The following is a 13,034-nucleotide window of genomic DNA, read 5'->3' as shown; positions in this document are numbered from 1 at the left end:
TTACAGATTTTCTCTTTCTCTATGTAGTGCCAAATATTACTGTAGCCAGATATAGTGTTGGTTTTAATTGAAATGTGACAGTTATCATTCTGAATGACGAAGGCCATTAACTTTCCCCGATAATATATATTCTGAAAAAGCAGGGTGGCATAATAATATCATTACGGTGGCGGCGATTAATTTAATCATAAAGTATCTTTATCAGTTTAAGTGACGAAATGGTTATTATTTTCAAATCATTAATTTAAGGTTAGTAATAGTAATATAGAAGCCAGTGCTTTCTTATTGTAAAAATATTTAATAGTGGGAAATTTTTCATTAAGACATGTTCTTTTAGCAAAACTTTCTCTTTTCATTATTAAGTGATTTATATTTTGGCTATCATTACATGCAGTTCCTGTCACCACTGGCAGTGGTAATTGTTGCCCGGCCTCATTCTGGGCCATAATAATGAACCCATTCGGCGTACCAACGGTTGGGTAAGGTATGGAGGAACTCTGATCATGATCAAATTGAGGCGAGTATGATGGGTTAGAATGCCAACGTGTAGCCCAAAAAACGTCTGAATTCATAGCGCCAGATTGGTAATACTGATTCAGTAAAGCAGCATTAATGGGGGCATACGCTATAATCCGGGTGTGAGCAAAACCACCATATGCCACCCATTCTTCCATGCCACCCCACTCTTCCAGAGCATCACGCAACATCGTGTACTGATAGGCGTTTTGAGGTGAGGCATCTCTGGCATGGCTAATGGACTCGTCGACATTATAGAAGTTATCAGCCGGGCGAATAGCATATAGATAAGTCTCAAAATTATCTATATATAAACCTTCATCGTCAATATCGAATTCAAAAATAGAATGATCGATTGCGTGCTCTAATAAAGAGGTGGTTGAAACAAATCCACTGGTATAACCCATAGGTGCCTCTCCTGTGAAATGCTCTAATAAATCATTGCTATGAAGTAAATGAAAATAGGGGATCATTCCCCCCGCCAAGGTGATTTCTTCTGGGGGCGGCTATCTACTCGATAAACAATATTCACTGGATTACTAGCAGAGGCCGATAAACTGGTGAAAACAAGGGTAATTAAAGATAGTTTTCTGATGAAATCTATACTCATTCTATTTGTATTTAACATGTTAACCTCGGTTTTTTATTTTTTAGTTTCATTTTAATTATATTGTTTTCAAAGTTAGAAAGTAGCACGTGTTACTGATATGGGGTTTATATAAAAACAATTATTCACATGTCATCAAATGTGTTTTTATGTCGAGTTGTATTTTTTTATATTTTAGTGAATGAATAATTATGAATATTTTGTTTTTAGTATTATTCTTGTACAAGAATAAAATGGACTAACCGATGGCACCAATGGGATAATATAGGAGATATATGTTAGCAATACGTCAGGTTCACCATATTGCAATCATTGGATCAGATTATCAGGCAAGCAAAAAATTCTACTGTGAAATACTGGGTTTTAGCCTCCTGAGTGAAGTTTATCGTGAAGCGCGGGACTCGTGGAAAGCTGATCTGGCGCTAAACGGCCAGTATACGATTGAGCTATTCTCTTTCCCCTCTCCGGCACCACGGCCTAGCCGCCCGGAAGCATGCGGTTTACGGCATTTGGCTTTTCAGGTCGATGATATTGAACTGGCGATGCAGGAACTTGACGCTGCTGGTGTGATTTGCGAAGCAGTTCGCATTGATCCCTATACACAATCACGTTTTACTTTCTTTAATGACCCAGATGGTTTACCTCTGGAGCTCTATGAATTGATAGCGGAATAAGATGAACGCCACTCCTGCGACACCCAATGTTTTACTCAACCCACTGTTCGCTCAATTGGGTGAACAACGCCATGTTCTGGTTGGGTTTAGTGGTGGCTTGGATTCTAGCGTGCTGCTGCATCTATTGGTTTGCCTGCGCGATCAGCTTATTCCTGATTTGATCATTCGCGCTATTCATATTCATCATGGTTTAAACCCACGGGCAGATAGTTGGGTAACGCATTGCCAACAACAGTGTCGGCAATGGAAAATTCCACTGAAAGTGGTGCGCGTTAATATTGATACGCGTCATGCGGGTATTGAGGCGGCGGCGCGAACCGCTCGTTATGAGGCTTTTACCTCACATTTAGCCGCCAATGAAGTACTGCTTACCGCCCAGCATTTAGATGACCAGTGTGAAACCTTCTTACTGGCACTCAAACGCGGCAGTGGCCCGGCGGGTTTATCTGCCATGGCGGCTAAAATGCCTTTTGCTCACAGCCAACTATGGCGGCCATTATTGGCATTTTCTCGTGAAATGTTAGAAAACTATGCTCGAACACAGCACTTACAATGGATTGAAGATGACAGTAATCAGGACGATCGTTTTGATCGCAATTTCCTGCGATTAAGAATCTTACCTTTGTTGACTCAGCGCTGGCCACATTTTGCTCAAGCGACGGCGCGCAGTGCCAGTTTATGTGCTGAACAAGAGCAACTATTGGATGAGTTGCTGGCTGATAATCTGCAACAACTGCAAAATGAAGAGGGAGCGCTGTCTGTCGAGGGGTTATTACTTGCCTCCGAGGCTAAACGCGCCGCGATATTGCGCCGTTGGTTGGCTGGACGTGGTGCTTCAATGCCATCACAAAGCCAACTGCAACGTTTGTGGTTGGAAGTGGCGATGGCCAGACAGGATGCCGAGCCTCAATTGACTCTTGGCATATATCAGGTTCGCCGTTTTAGGCAATATTTGTACCTGCTATCACCACTGGCAGAGATACGAACACCGCATCTGTCTTGGGCTAAGGTTCAGGTCGCACCTGACGAGGCGGTGGCTGTACCCGCGCCTTTGATTTTGCCCGCCAATCTTGGGGTGCTGAGTTTTACGCGCGAGGGCGGGCAAGCTATTAAGCCTCCCGCTCTTGGCGAAGAAATAAGCATTCGCTTTGGTTTACAAGGGGATATAAAAATTGTCGGGCGGCACCACTCTCGTCAAGGCAAGAAAATATGGCAGGAGTTAGGTATCCCGCCGTGGCAACGGGAACGTATTCCTCTGCTGTATTTTGGCGAACAATTAATTGCCGCTGCCGGTGTATTTGTCACTCAAGCGGGGCAAGTTAATGAAGGCGACCCGTGCTGGCATCTACATTGGGCCAAACCGGCATTAAATAATAAGAAGAAATAATATTGTTGATTCTTGAGGAGCAATGATGAAATTAGTCGTTAGTATAGTGGCACTTAGTTTATGTAGTTTTTCGGCATTGGCAAAAAATGATATAGAAGCCGGTCGTGTGAAGTCAGCCAGCTGTGTGGCCTGCCATGGTGCACAGGGCAAAGTTTCAGTGCCTATGTATCCTAATCTTGCAGGGCAAAATGCTATGTATTTAGAACAATCACTGGCAGCTTATAAGAAAGGGACGCGTACCGGTGGACAGGCGGAAGTGATGCGCGCCTATGTTGTTAATTTGTCTGATGAGGATTTTTCAGATTTGGCGGCTTATTATGCGAGTTTGAAACCTTAATTAGCCTGTCCTGAATGCAAAACGGGCCACTTTTCAGTGGCCCGTCGTTAAAGGTGCAGAATTATGATGCACTTACTACTACAGTCCCTATCTCGGGGTGACTGAAGCTGGCTATGTGGTCAAGACGTAACTCACGCATTGTCCCCTCTTGCTCGACAATCAGGTATTCGACCTTTTTTCTCAGCAGCAGGTCACTAGCTTTACCTTCTACAAGCTCACCGCCTCTCAACTTCAACGTCAGTATCAGGTGATGTTGGCAGGCGAGTTCCAGATTATCGTAGTCATCACAATTGATGGGTTGATACTCTTCACTCATCGACATAATCGCTCACCAATAAGTTAGCGGCGGCATAGGCCGCCTGTTCCCTAACGGAGGACGGGAGTGCGTCGTTAGCCGCAACTTCGTCCAATGCTTTCAATACACAGCGCAGGGCGTCTGGCACGTAGCCAAGGTCACCACTTCCAATTTCGGCATAAAAACGGCGTACTAATTCACAGTATTGCTGCACAGTAATCCTCCCGGAAAAGTTTAACCCGGTAGATTCTCAGCACAAATACCACGCTGTTAACCTACGAAGATAAACTCTGAACTTATAAGGACTATAGCACAGGAGTGTTGGAGATATCAGCGCCAGAACAAAGCTTTCTTTTTAGTATTGATACAATTAATAACTCACTTTATACCGGGCTGGCTGCTAGCAGACTTAATCAAGTACACTATAAGCCAGATAATTAAGAGGTCACCCATGGCACTAAAAGCAACCATCCATAAAGCTGCCGTTAACATCGCTGATATGGACCGTAATTTTTTTCAGGATATTAACCTGACCATCGCGCAACACCCATCTGAAACTGACCAGCGCATGATGTTGCGTTTATTGGCATGGATTTGTCATGCTGATGAGCGTTTGTTGTTTACCAAAGGCTTGAGTGCTGATGACGAACCTGAAATTTGGCGTCACAATGATCACAATGGCATTGAACTATGGGTTGAATTGGGGCTGCCAGAGGAAAAGCGGTTGCGTAAAGCTTGTAACCAGTCACAGCAAGTTGTGCTCTATGCTTACAGCGAAAGGGCCGCTAAAGTGTGGTGGCCACAGGTGCAGGAAAAGTTATCGGGGCATCGTAATCTTCGGGTGCGTTTCCTGGATGATGAAAAAATGGCAAAGTTGGCCGCGCTGTCTCAGCGCAATATGTCATTGCAAGCCACGCTGCAAGAGGGAACTATTTGGTTATCAGATGATAAGAATAATCTGGAAATTAGTTTTGATGAATGGCAAGGCGATGGGCAATAAGCGTGTTGATTATATCCAATAATGTCAGCTTACCCGACAGCGAGATTGAACTGACGGCTATTCGGGCCCAAGGTGCGGGTGGGCAGCATGTGAATAAAACCTCAACAGCCATCCATTTGCGCTTTGACATTAAGGCCTCAAGCCTGCCAGAGTATTATAAAGAAAGGCTATTATTGCTCAATAGCCATTTGATGACCGCTGAGGGGGTCATCATTATTAAAGCGCAAGAATACCGTAGCCAGGATATGAATCGCGAGGCTGCATTAGCGCGGTTGGTAGCATTAATCCGTCAGGCGATGGTGGTAGAAAAAACTCGCAGGGCGACGAAACCGACCAAAGGTTCAAAAATCAGGCGAGTTGAAAGTAAAGTCCGCAAAGGAGCGACAAAAGCGCTGCGCGGTAAAATACATCAGGATTGATGCTGATATCAGCCCCAATAGTGACTGATGCGGCTTCATCCTTTTATATCGGACACAGTATGGGAGAATGACTGTGAGTAAATTAACAATAACGCTATTTTTGGCAGTAGGTGCACTGTCATTATTAGGTTGTAATAATCGGCATCAGCCGGTTGAGCAGGTTTTACAACCCATGCAGCAAAGTTATCAGGGTGTTTTACCTTGTGCAGATTGCAGCGGCCTGGATACTTCTTTGTTCCTCGATAGTGATGGAACTTTTATTTTGAAAGAAGTTTATCTTGGTAGCAAAGATGGTGACCAAGCATTTGCAGAATATGGTCACTGGGCGCGTACGGCGGATAAATTAGTGTTAACCACCGGGCAGGGGGAAAAACGTTATTTCCGACCTGTTGGTAAAAACCTTGTAATGCTTGATCAACAAGGCCTGCCGATTGAATCTAAATTGAATTATCAGTTAGTACCCAGCGCTCAGCCTTTACCTAAAACGCCGATGCCGCTTAGCGGCATGTATAAATACTTTGCTGATGCGGCAGTATTTACCGATTGCGCAACGGGCAAAACTTTCCCAGTGGAAAATAATATCGCCTTGGAAAAGGGATATTTAAAAGCGCGTAAAAATGTGGGGGAACCAGTATTCCTGACCCTTAATGGCCATTTTGATATTCGGCCGTCAATGGAGGAAGGGCAATCAGATAAAACACTGATCCCGGCAGGCGATATTCAGTTCAATGCCAATAAGAGCTGCGACAGTCAGTAGAATCTGACTTTTGCTGCAATAAAAAAACCGCCAGCTGTTATTCACATTCTGGCGGCTTTCTATTTAGAGCTAATTAGCGTTTGATTTGGCTCAGCAAGAAATCAATGATTTCACTGGTTTTAATCATTTGCTTTTCACCAGCACGGCGATTTTTATATTCCACTTCTTCGCTGTCGAGATTGCGGTCACCAATAACGATATTGTGTGGCACGCCAATTAATTCCATATCAGCAAACATCACGCCAGGGCGCTCTTTACGATCGTCGAGAATAACGTCAATGCCATGAGAGCGCAGGGTCGTATATAACTCTTCTGCCAGTTCTTTGACGCGGAAAGATTTATGCATATTCATTGGCAAAATAGCCACCTGGAATGGTGCAATAGCATCCGGCCAAATAATACCGCGGTCATCATGATTCTGTTCAATGGCAGCAGCAACCACACGGGAAACCCCAATACCGTAACAGCCCATGGTCATCACTTGGTTGCGGCCATCTTCACCTTGAACTGTGGCTTTCATGGCTTCTGAGTATTTCGTCCCTAACTGGAAGATATGACCCACTTCAATGCCGCGTTTGATAAGCAAAGTGCCTTGACCATCTGGGCTAATATCGCCTTCAACCACATTGCGCAAGTCTGCAATGTGTGGCAGCGGCAAATCACGCTCCCAGTTAATGCCAAAGTAATGTTTGCCATCGATATTCGCGCCTGCGCCAAAATCACTCATCACAGCGACACTGCGATCAGCGACAACAGGCAATGGCAGATTGACCGGGCCTAATGAACCTGGGCCAGCACCAATAGCGGCGCGAATTTCTTCTTCTGTCGCGAAAGTCAGTGGCTTGGCAACTTGTGGCAATTTTTCAGCTTTAACCTCGTTCAGCTCGTGATCACCACGAACCAGCAGGGCAACCAGCTTATGGCCACTCTCTTCATGAGCATGAACTATTAAGGTTTTCACGGTTTTTTCAATCGGCAGTGTGAACTGCTCGACTAATTCAGCGATGGTTTTTGCATTCGGAGTATCAATGATACGCAGTTCTTCTGCCGCAGCTGCTCGTGGTTGAGCCGGTGCCAGCGCTTCAGCGAATTCAATGTTAGCAGCATAATCAGAACCGGTTGAGAACACGATATCGTCTTCACCACTGTCTGCCAGCACTTGGAACTCGTGGGATGCACTGCCACCGATGGAGCCAGTATCTGCCAGTACCGCACGGAAATTCAGATCCATACGGCTGAAAATTTTACTGTATGCGGCATACATTGCGTCATAAGTTTCCTGCAATGATTCCTGAGTGGTATGGAAAGAGTAAGCGTCTTTCATCAGGAACTCACGGGCGCGCATCACGCCAAAACGTGGGCGAACTTCATCACGGAACTTGGTTTGAATTTGGAAGAAATTCAGTGGCAACTGCTTGTAAGAGTTGATCTCGCCACGAATCAAGTCAGTAATGACTTCTTCATGAGTTGGGCCGAGTACAAAAGGGCGCTCGCCGCGGTCAACAAAACGTAACAGTTCAGGGCCATATTGTTCCCAACGACCACTCTCTTGCCATAAATCAGCCGGTTGCACGACAGGCATTGAAACTTCGATTGCACCGGCGTTATTCATTTCTTCACGCACGATGTTTTCGACTTTCTTCAACACCCGGACTCCGGTCGGCAACCAGGTATAAAGACCTGAGGCCAGTTTACGGATCATCCCGGCGCGGAGCATCAACTGGTGGCTGATCACTTCAGCATCAGCAGGTGTCTCCTTCAGAGTGGAGAGCAAATATTGGCTAGTACGCATGATGTTTTGGTTCCATTGGCACTGCAACAAATAGAGGCAGCCAAAAAAGTAAAAAGTAATTTAGTTTACCAGCGAGTGCGGGTTGTCAAAAGAGAGCTGGGTGAAATTTAGTATGGGTCGAGTGATAACACTTCCGTTTGGCCGGCAATAACCCGCCAGCGCACGTTAAATTCTAGTAGTAGAACCGCATATTCTCGGCTTTCATTATCACTTTTTCGGTAGGCTGGGCGCGGGTCTTGCGCTAAAACCTGAGTGATAAAACGCCGCAAATGTGGATAACGTTGTTGTTGCTGTATTAACTGTTGTTCGGCGGTAGGAGAAAAACTCACCGGCATGTCTGCATCGGGTGCTGTTTGAGCAAAACCCGCGCGCGCGTGGGGTTGGCTCTCCGCAAAAGGCAAATAAGGTTTGATATCAATCACTGGCGTGCCATCAACGAGATCCAGACTGCCTAGCGTCAAAATGACTTGTCCTCCTTGGCAATGCACCCCTTTCAACTCTATGAGGGACATGCCAATCGGGTTAGGCCGAAAGGTGGAGCGGGTGGCAAATACCCCCATTCGAGTATTACCACCTAGGCGCGGAGGGCGAACCGTAGGCCGCCAACCACCATCCATGGTTTGATGGAAAACGAACATCACCCATAAATGGCTAAAATCAGCCAAACCTCGCACAGCTTCCGCTTGGTTATAGGGAGCTAATAGGTGCAATTCGCCACCACCATCTTCAATCAGACCCGGTTGGCGCGGCACGGCAAACTTTTCTTTATAGGGTGAGCGGATGACGCCAATCTGATTAAAGGAGAAAACACTCATTTTGATGAAACATTCAGTGCAGAGCCTTGACACACGGCTTGTTGATAACAGCCGGGGACACCACTTTGTATTTCACATTGATGCAGTAAGACTGCATTGGCTTTCATATAGGATGCTCGAGTCTGCATTCTCTTACGAGCGGTTGCAATACTCGGTGGGGAGTCCTGAACGGTGGATTGGCAAGATTCACCGGACACTTCGCCTAAATCGCGAAAAGGCTTACCAACAAGCTCTTCTGCACTTTTATACAGTTTTACCGGAGCCGGACGAGGGGCAACGGTAGGGCTGGATTTGATAACCGGAGACGGTTGCTTAACCGGATTTTCTGTGGTGGATGGCTTTGATTGAAGCACGGAACACCCAGTTAGCGAGAGAGCTAACAGACACAGAGGTAACGCACGCATAGAAATTCCTCAGCCTTTTTATTTAAGAGGCGCTATTGAAGCAATCTATTATGCAAATAACAAGACGGGCTATAGCCCGTCTTGCAATATATTTAGCAAACAGTGAATTTAGGAAACCTATATTCAGCAAATTCAGTATTCAGCAAAATAGCTAACTGACTATTACCAGCCTTTAACTGCACCACCATTGAATGCTTTGTTTGCTGCGTCGTAAACTTCGTCAGATTGATAAGCTTGAACGAATTTCTTCACGTTTTCCGCATCTTTGTTGTCTTCACGGGCCACGATCAGGTTAACGTAAGGTGAGTCTTTATCTTCGACAAACAGGCCATCTTTAGCCGGTGTCAGGCCAATTTGGCTAGCATAAGTGGTGTTGATGATTGCCAATGCGATCTGTTGGTCATCCAAAGAACGTGGCAACTGAGGCGCTTCCAGTTCAATCAATTTCAGGTTTTTAGGGTTCTCAACCACATCCAGCACTGTTGGCAGCAGACCAACGCCGTCTTTCAGTTTAATCAGACCGACTTTTTGCAGCAGCAACAGTGAGCGGCCCAGGTTAGTCGGGTCATTTGGCAATGCTACCTGAGAGCCAGGTTGTAGTTCTTCCAATGATTTGATTTTTTTAGAGTAACCAGCAATCGGGTAAACGAATGAGTTACCAACAGAAACCAGTTTGTAGCCACGATCTTTGATTTGCTGATCCAGATAAGGTTTATGCTGGAAAGCATTCAGGTCAATATCGCCTTTGCTCAGTGCTTCATTCGGTAATACATAATCATTGAAGGTGACCAATTCAACATCCAGGCCATATTTTTCTTTTGCTACTTTTTGTGCAACTTCAGCAACTTGCTGTTCAGCACCCACAATTACACCGACTTTAATATGGTTTGGATCTTTTTCCGCTGGGCCGCAACCCACCAGTGCCAGAGTACCGATTAATGCACTAACTGCCGCAATAGATTTGAATTTTAAAGACATATCCTTTCCTCTATAAACACTTGTTAAGATGCGCCGCTGTGTGAGGCCGTCGCTATACCCTTCGTACTTTGGGCTACAGGGTTGTTCGCTACGTTCACTCACCTGAATCACTTACTTGAGTAAGCTCATCAGGATTCATTCGCTTGCTGCCTACCTGTAGATCCAAGTCCTTTGGGTAATATATGTATCAATAACTACTTGTGGGTAACGGCTTTTACGATCCGATCGCCACTTAACTGAATCAGATAAACCAAAATAACTAATAGCACCAACACTGTATTCATTACCGTGGCATTATAACCAATGTAACCATACTGATAGCCGATTTGACCTAAACCACCGGCACCGACTGCGCCCCCCATAGCGGAATAACCCACTAAGGTAATTAAAGTAATTGTGGCTGCATTTACCAAACCTGGTAGCGCTTCGGGTAACAACACTTTTTTGATGATTTGCATGGGTGTAGCACCCATAGCACGGGCTGCTTCAACCAATCCTGATGGAATTTCCAAAAGAGCATTTTCCACCATGCGAGCAATAAACGGAGCGGCACCTACCGTTAACGGGACTATTGCCGCCTGTAAACCAATAGAGGTGCCGACGATCATCCGAGTGAATGGAATCATCCATACCAATAAGATAATAAAAGGTATGGAGCGGAAGATATTCACTACCCCAGACAAGGTGCGATAAATCTTATTGTTCGCAATAATTTGCCCTGGGCGAGTGACATACAATAGAACCCCGACAGGCAGCCCCAACACAAAACCAAAGAAGCCAGAGACAAACGTCATCATTAGAGTTTCCCAGACGCCTCGGCCCATTAACCACATCATTGCCTCAGACATAACCCAGAACCTCTACTTTTACATGATGATCTTGCAAGAATTTGATAGCTGCGAGGCCATCATGATTGTCGCCATGCAGCTCAGCCAGCATGACACCAAATTTAACACCGCCGGCATAGTCCATTTGCGAGCTAAGGATACCAATATCAATATTAAAGCGACGAACAGCCTGTGAAATCAACGGCGCATCAACAGACTTACCGGTGAACTCCAGTTTAAGCAGCGGGACTCGGTCTGTGGTTGGCTCTTGGGTCATACGCAGTGCGTAATCTTCTGGAATATCCAAATGTAGGGTTGATTGAATAAATTGTTGCGCCAGTGGTGTTTTTGGATGAGAAAACACTTCACTGACACTGTCTTTCTCAATCAATTTGCCATCACTGATAACCGCAACTTGATCACAAATGCGTTTCACCACATCCATTTCATGGGTAATAAGCAAGATGGTCAGACCCAAACGGCGATTAATATCTTTTAGCAATTCCAGAATTGAACGGGTGGTTGCAGGATCCAGCGCACTGGTGGCTTCGTCACACAGCAGAACCTTAGGATTACTGGCCAAAGCGCGGGCGATAGCAACGCGTTGTTTTTGCCCACCGGACAGATTTGCAGGGTAAGCATCTTGTTTATCGGCAAGCCCGACTAAATCCAGCAGCTCAGTGACTCTCTTCTTTATATCTGCACGTGATGTGTTGTCCAGTTCAAGTGGCAACGCGATATTGCCATACACTGTGCGCGAGGAGAGCAAATTGAAATGCTGGAAAATCATGCCAATCTGACGACGAGCGCGAGTCAGTTGGCCTTCAGATAAAGTTGTCAGATCTTGCCCATCAACCAGTACTTGTCCGCTGGTGGGGCGTTCTAACATATTGGCGCATCGGATCAAGGTACTTTTACCGGCACCTGAGGCACCAATAACGCCATAAATTTGCCCAGCTGGGACGTGCAAACTCACGTCTGAAAGCGCGGTAATGGTGCGCGAACCCTGCTGGAATACTTTGCTGATATGAGAAAGTTTAATCATATTATTCTTATTTTATCGTCATTTCCGTGGCTAGATAAAAAGTAAACTTTGGCAGAACCCAAAGTATAGATTGGATGTTAAGGCGTCTAGACGGCTAAGTCAACTGGCAACACTGATTCTCTGCCATTCTCAATCGGTAAGAAAACATGCGATACTAACCAAGTTTACAGCCCTCAGGAGCAGATAAGTGACTCAGCCCGTCCCCGCAATATTTTTAGATCGTGATGGAACAATTAATGTTGATCATGGTTATGTCCACGAAATTGATAATTTTCAGTTTATCGATGGTGTTATTGATGCTTGCCGTGAATTGAAAGAAATGGGTTTTGCTCTGGTTTTGGTTACCAACCAATCAGGGATTGCGCGCGGTATTTTTACCGAAGAGCAATTTTTGAGCCTCACCGAGTGGATGGATTGGTCTCTTGCTGATCGTGGTGTTGATTTAGATGGTATCTATTTCTGCCCACATCATCCCGATGGCAGTGTAGCGGAGTTTCGCGAAACATGTGAATGCCGTAAGCCATTGCCAGGCATGTTACTGCAAGCACAAAGTGAATTGAACATCGATATGGCTTCTTCTTATATGGTTGGCGACAAAATTGAAGATATGCAGGCAGCACTAGCGGCAAATATCGGTACTAAAGTGTTAGTCCGCACCGGTAAGCCTGTGACTGCAGAAGGTGAAGCAGCGGCAGATTGGGTGCTAAATAGCCTGGCTGACCTGCCAAAAGCGATAAAAATGCGTCACAAATAGTCGTTTCGTTTAAATAGTCAGCAAACGGAAAAAACTTTAATATAAACCCTTGCCATTCTGAAGCAGCTCCCTATAATGCGCATCCATCGACACGGCGCTGTGAGCAACTTCACAGAGTGGCTGGGGAGAACAGAGGAAATTAACTGATTAAGTGGTTGACTCTGTAGCGGGAAAGCGTATTATCTGCCTCCCGCGTTACCGTAAGATTCGCCGAAAGGCAAACGGGTAACGAACGCTCTTTAACAATTTATCAGACAATCTGTGTGGGCACTCGCAAGACGATATCGAAGCCTGTTTCGGCAGGCAGAAGAAATATCAAAGTCTTGAAGAGTGACCAAAGCAGTACACATTTGAACTTCGGTTCGAATGCATATTTGCAGAAAGTAATCTTTGAGCATCGCTATGTTAACTCATAGCAAATCAAACA

General features: G+C 45.4%; 16 protein-coding genes. 7 read left to right on the top strand and 9 right to left on the bottom strand.

What is annotated here, in order from left to right; genetic code table 11:
* Positions 1-239: 239 nt before the first annotated feature.
* Positions 240-989 (bottom strand): hypothetical protein, encoded by a 750-nt coding sequence (locus tag OVO64_RS14515; protein WP_144242876.1) that lies wholly within the window; start codon positions 987-989, stop codon positions 240-242.
* A 409-nt stretch (positions 990-1,398) separates the two neighbouring features.
* On the opposite strand from OVO64_RS14515, the gene OVO64_RS14510 reads away from it, so the two are divergent.
* From OVO64_RS14510 to OVO64_RS14500, 3 genes are read left to right on the top strand one after another with little or no spacing between them, the layout of a single operon-like run.
* Positions 1,399-1,797 (top strand): VOC family protein, encoded by a 399-nt coding sequence (locus OVO64_RS14510; RefSeq protein WP_038631274.1) that lies wholly within the window; start codon positions 1,399-1,401, stop codon positions 1,795-1,797.
* Between the two features lies 1 nt (position 1,798).
* Complete coding sequence (gene tilS, locus OVO64_RS14505; protein WP_038631276.1) at positions 1,799-3,184, top strand: tRNA lysidine(34) synthetase TilS; 1,386 nt, start codon at positions 1,799-1,801, stop codon at positions 3,182-3,184.
* A gap of 22 nt (positions 3,185-3,206) precedes the next feature.
* Positions 3,207-3,521, top strand: coding sequence for a c-type cytochrome (locus tag OVO64_RS14500; RefSeq protein ID WP_038631278.1), 315 nt, complete (start codon positions 3,207-3,209; stop codon positions 3,519-3,521).
* 61 nt (positions 3,522-3,582) lie between these two features.
* On the opposite strand, the gene rof is transcribed toward OVO64_RS14500, so the two are convergent.
* Positions 3,583-3,843, bottom strand: coding sequence for a Rho-binding antiterminator (gene rof / locus OVO64_RS14495; protein WP_038631280.1), 261 nt, complete (start codon positions 3,841-3,843; stop codon positions 3,583-3,585).
* A complete protein-coding gene (locus tag OVO64_RS14490; protein ID WP_002212152.1) occupies positions 3,830-4,030 on the bottom strand; it encodes a YaeP family protein in 201 nt (66 codons plus the stop codon). Before OVO64_RS14490 ends, rof begins: the two co-directional genes overlap by 14 nt.
* Positions 4,031-4,267: 237 nt before the next feature.
* Between OVO64_RS14490 and OVO64_RS14485 the strand changes: the two genes are divergently transcribed.
* The 3 genes from OVO64_RS14485 to nlpE all read left to right on the top strand — a co-directional run bounded on the left by OVO64_RS14485 (position 4,268) and on the right by nlpE (position 5,992).
* Positions 4,268-4,816, top strand: coding sequence for a YaeQ family protein (locus OVO64_RS14485; protein ID WP_038631283.1), 549 nt, complete (start codon positions 4,268-4,270; stop codon positions 4,814-4,816).
* A gap of 2 nt (positions 4,817-4,818) precedes the next feature.
* Positions 4,819-5,235 carry an alternative ribosome rescue aminoacyl-tRNA hydrolase ArfB gene (arfB, locus tag OVO64_RS14480; RefSeq protein ID WP_038631286.1) on the top strand — a complete coding sequence of 139 codons (417 nt, stop codon included), beginning with the start codon at positions 4,819-4,821 and terminating at the stop codon, positions 5,233-5,235.
* 73 nt (positions 5,236-5,308) lie between these two features.
* Positions 5,309-5,992 (top strand): envelope stress response activation lipoprotein NlpE, encoded by a 684-nt coding sequence (gene nlpE / locus OVO64_RS14475; protein WP_038639358.1) that lies wholly within the window; start codon positions 5,309-5,311, stop codon positions 5,990-5,992.
* A gap of 73 nt (positions 5,993-6,065) precedes the next feature.
* Here nlpE and proS read toward each other — a convergent pair whose 3' ends face one another.
* The 6 genes from proS to metN all read right to left on the bottom strand — a co-directional run bounded on the left by proS (position 6,066) and on the right by metN (position 11,853).
* On the bottom strand, positions 6,066-7,784 hold the full coding sequence (gene proS, locus OVO64_RS14470; RefSeq protein ID WP_145509481.1) for a proline--tRNA ligase: 1,719 nt from the start codon (positions 7,782-7,784) through the stop codon (positions 6,066-6,068).
* Positions 7,785-7,891: 107 nt separating this feature from the next.
* A complete protein-coding gene (tsaA, locus tag OVO64_RS14465) occupies positions 7,892-8,599 on the bottom strand; it encodes a tRNA (N6-threonylcarbamoyladenosine(37)-N6)-methyltransferase TrmO (RefSeq protein ID WP_038631291.1) in 708 nt (235 codons plus the stop codon).
* The gene (gene rcsF, locus OVO64_RS14460) at positions 8,596-9,003 is read right to left on the bottom strand and encodes an Rcs stress response system protein RcsF (protein ID WP_120011423.1); all 408 of its coding nucleotides are present in this window, start codon (positions 9,001-9,003) and stop codon (positions 8,596-8,598) included. Before rcsF ends, tsaA begins: the two co-directional genes overlap by 4 nt.
* A gap of 162 nt (positions 9,004-9,165) precedes the next feature.
* Positions 9,166-9,981 (bottom strand): MetQ/NlpA family lipoprotein, encoded by an 816-nt coding sequence (locus tag OVO64_RS14455; protein ID WP_038631295.1) that lies wholly within the window; start codon positions 9,979-9,981, stop codon positions 9,166-9,168.
* A gap of 194 nt (positions 9,982-10,175) precedes the next feature.
* Positions 10,176-10,829 (bottom strand): methionine ABC transporter permease MetI, encoded by a 654-nt coding sequence (locus OVO64_RS14450; protein WP_032813821.1) that lies wholly within the window; start codon positions 10,827-10,829, stop codon positions 10,176-10,178.
* A complete protein-coding gene (metN, locus tag OVO64_RS14445; protein ID WP_050292055.1) occupies positions 10,822-11,853 on the bottom strand; it encodes a methionine ABC transporter ATP-binding protein MetN in 1,032 nt (343 codons plus the stop codon). The genes OVO64_RS14450 and metN overlap by 8 nt, the downstream gene beginning before the upstream one ends.
* Before the next feature lie 187 nt (positions 11,854-12,040).
* Here metN and gmhB point away from each other — a divergent pair, with 187 nt between their 5' ends.
* On the top strand, positions 12,041-12,607 hold the full coding sequence (gmhB, locus tag OVO64_RS14440) for a D-glycero-beta-D-manno-heptose 1,7-bisphosphate 7-phosphatase (protein WP_038631301.1): 567 nt from the start codon (positions 12,041-12,043) through the stop codon (positions 12,605-12,607).
* Positions 12,608-13,034 lie beyond the last annotated feature (427 nt).

The sequence above is a fragment of the Yersinia sp. Marseille-Q5920 genome (assembly GCF_946902935.1).
Classification (GTDB): Bacteria; Pseudomonadota; Gammaproteobacteria; order Enterobacterales; family Enterobacteriaceae; genus Yersinia; species Yersinia rochesterensis.
The sequence above is the reverse complement of the archived record's forward strand: the minus strand, read 5'-3'. Positions and strand labels throughout refer to the sequence as shown.

Excerpts from the sequence above, each read along its gene's own strand:
- rof (WP_038631280.1), bottom strand. The coding sequence starts at position 3,843 with ATGTCGATGAGTGAAGAGTATCAACCCATCAATTGTGATGACTACGAT.
- OVO64_RS14515 (WP_144242876.1), bottom strand. The coding sequence starts at position 989 with ATGATCCCCTATTTTCATTTACTTCATAGCAATGATTTATTAGAGCAT.
- OVO64_RS14510 (WP_038631274.1), top strand. The coding sequence starts at position 1,399 with ATGTTAGCAATACGTCAGGTTCACCATATTGCAATCATTGGATCAGAT.
- rcsF (WP_120011423.1), bottom strand. The coding sequence starts at position 9,003 with ATGCGTGCGTTACCTCTGTGTCTGTTAGCTCTCTCGCTAACTGGGTGT.
- OVO64_RS14450 (WP_032813821.1), bottom strand. The coding sequence starts at position 10,829 with ATGTCTGAGGCAATGATGTGGTTAATGGGCCGAGGCGTCTGGGAAACT.
- OVO64_RS14455 (WP_038631295.1), bottom strand. The coding sequence starts at position 9,981 with ATGTCTTTAAAATTCAAATCTATTGCGGCAGTTAGTGCATTAATCGGT.
- metN (WP_050292055.1), bottom strand. The coding sequence starts at position 11,853 with ATGATTAAACTTTCTCATATCAGCAAAGTATTCCAGCAGGGTTCGCGC.
- OVO64_RS14500 (WP_038631278.1), top strand. The coding sequence starts at position 3,207 with ATGATGAAATTAGTCGTTAGTATAGTGGCACTTAGTTTATGTAGTTTT.
- proS (WP_145509481.1), bottom strand. The coding sequence starts at position 7,784 with ATGCGTACTAGCCAATATTTGCTCTCCACTCTGAAGGAGACACCTGCT.
- tilS (WP_038631276.1), top strand. The coding sequence starts at position 1,799 with ATGAACGCCACTCCTGCGACACCCAATGTTTTACTCAACCCACTGTTC.
- tsaA (WP_038631291.1), bottom strand. The coding sequence starts at position 8,599 with ATGAGTGTTTTCTCCTTTAATCAGATTGGCGTCATCCGCTCACCCTAT.
- OVO64_RS14485 (WP_038631283.1), top strand. The coding sequence starts at position 4,268 with ATGGCACTAAAAGCAACCATCCATAAAGCTGCCGTTAACATCGCTGAT.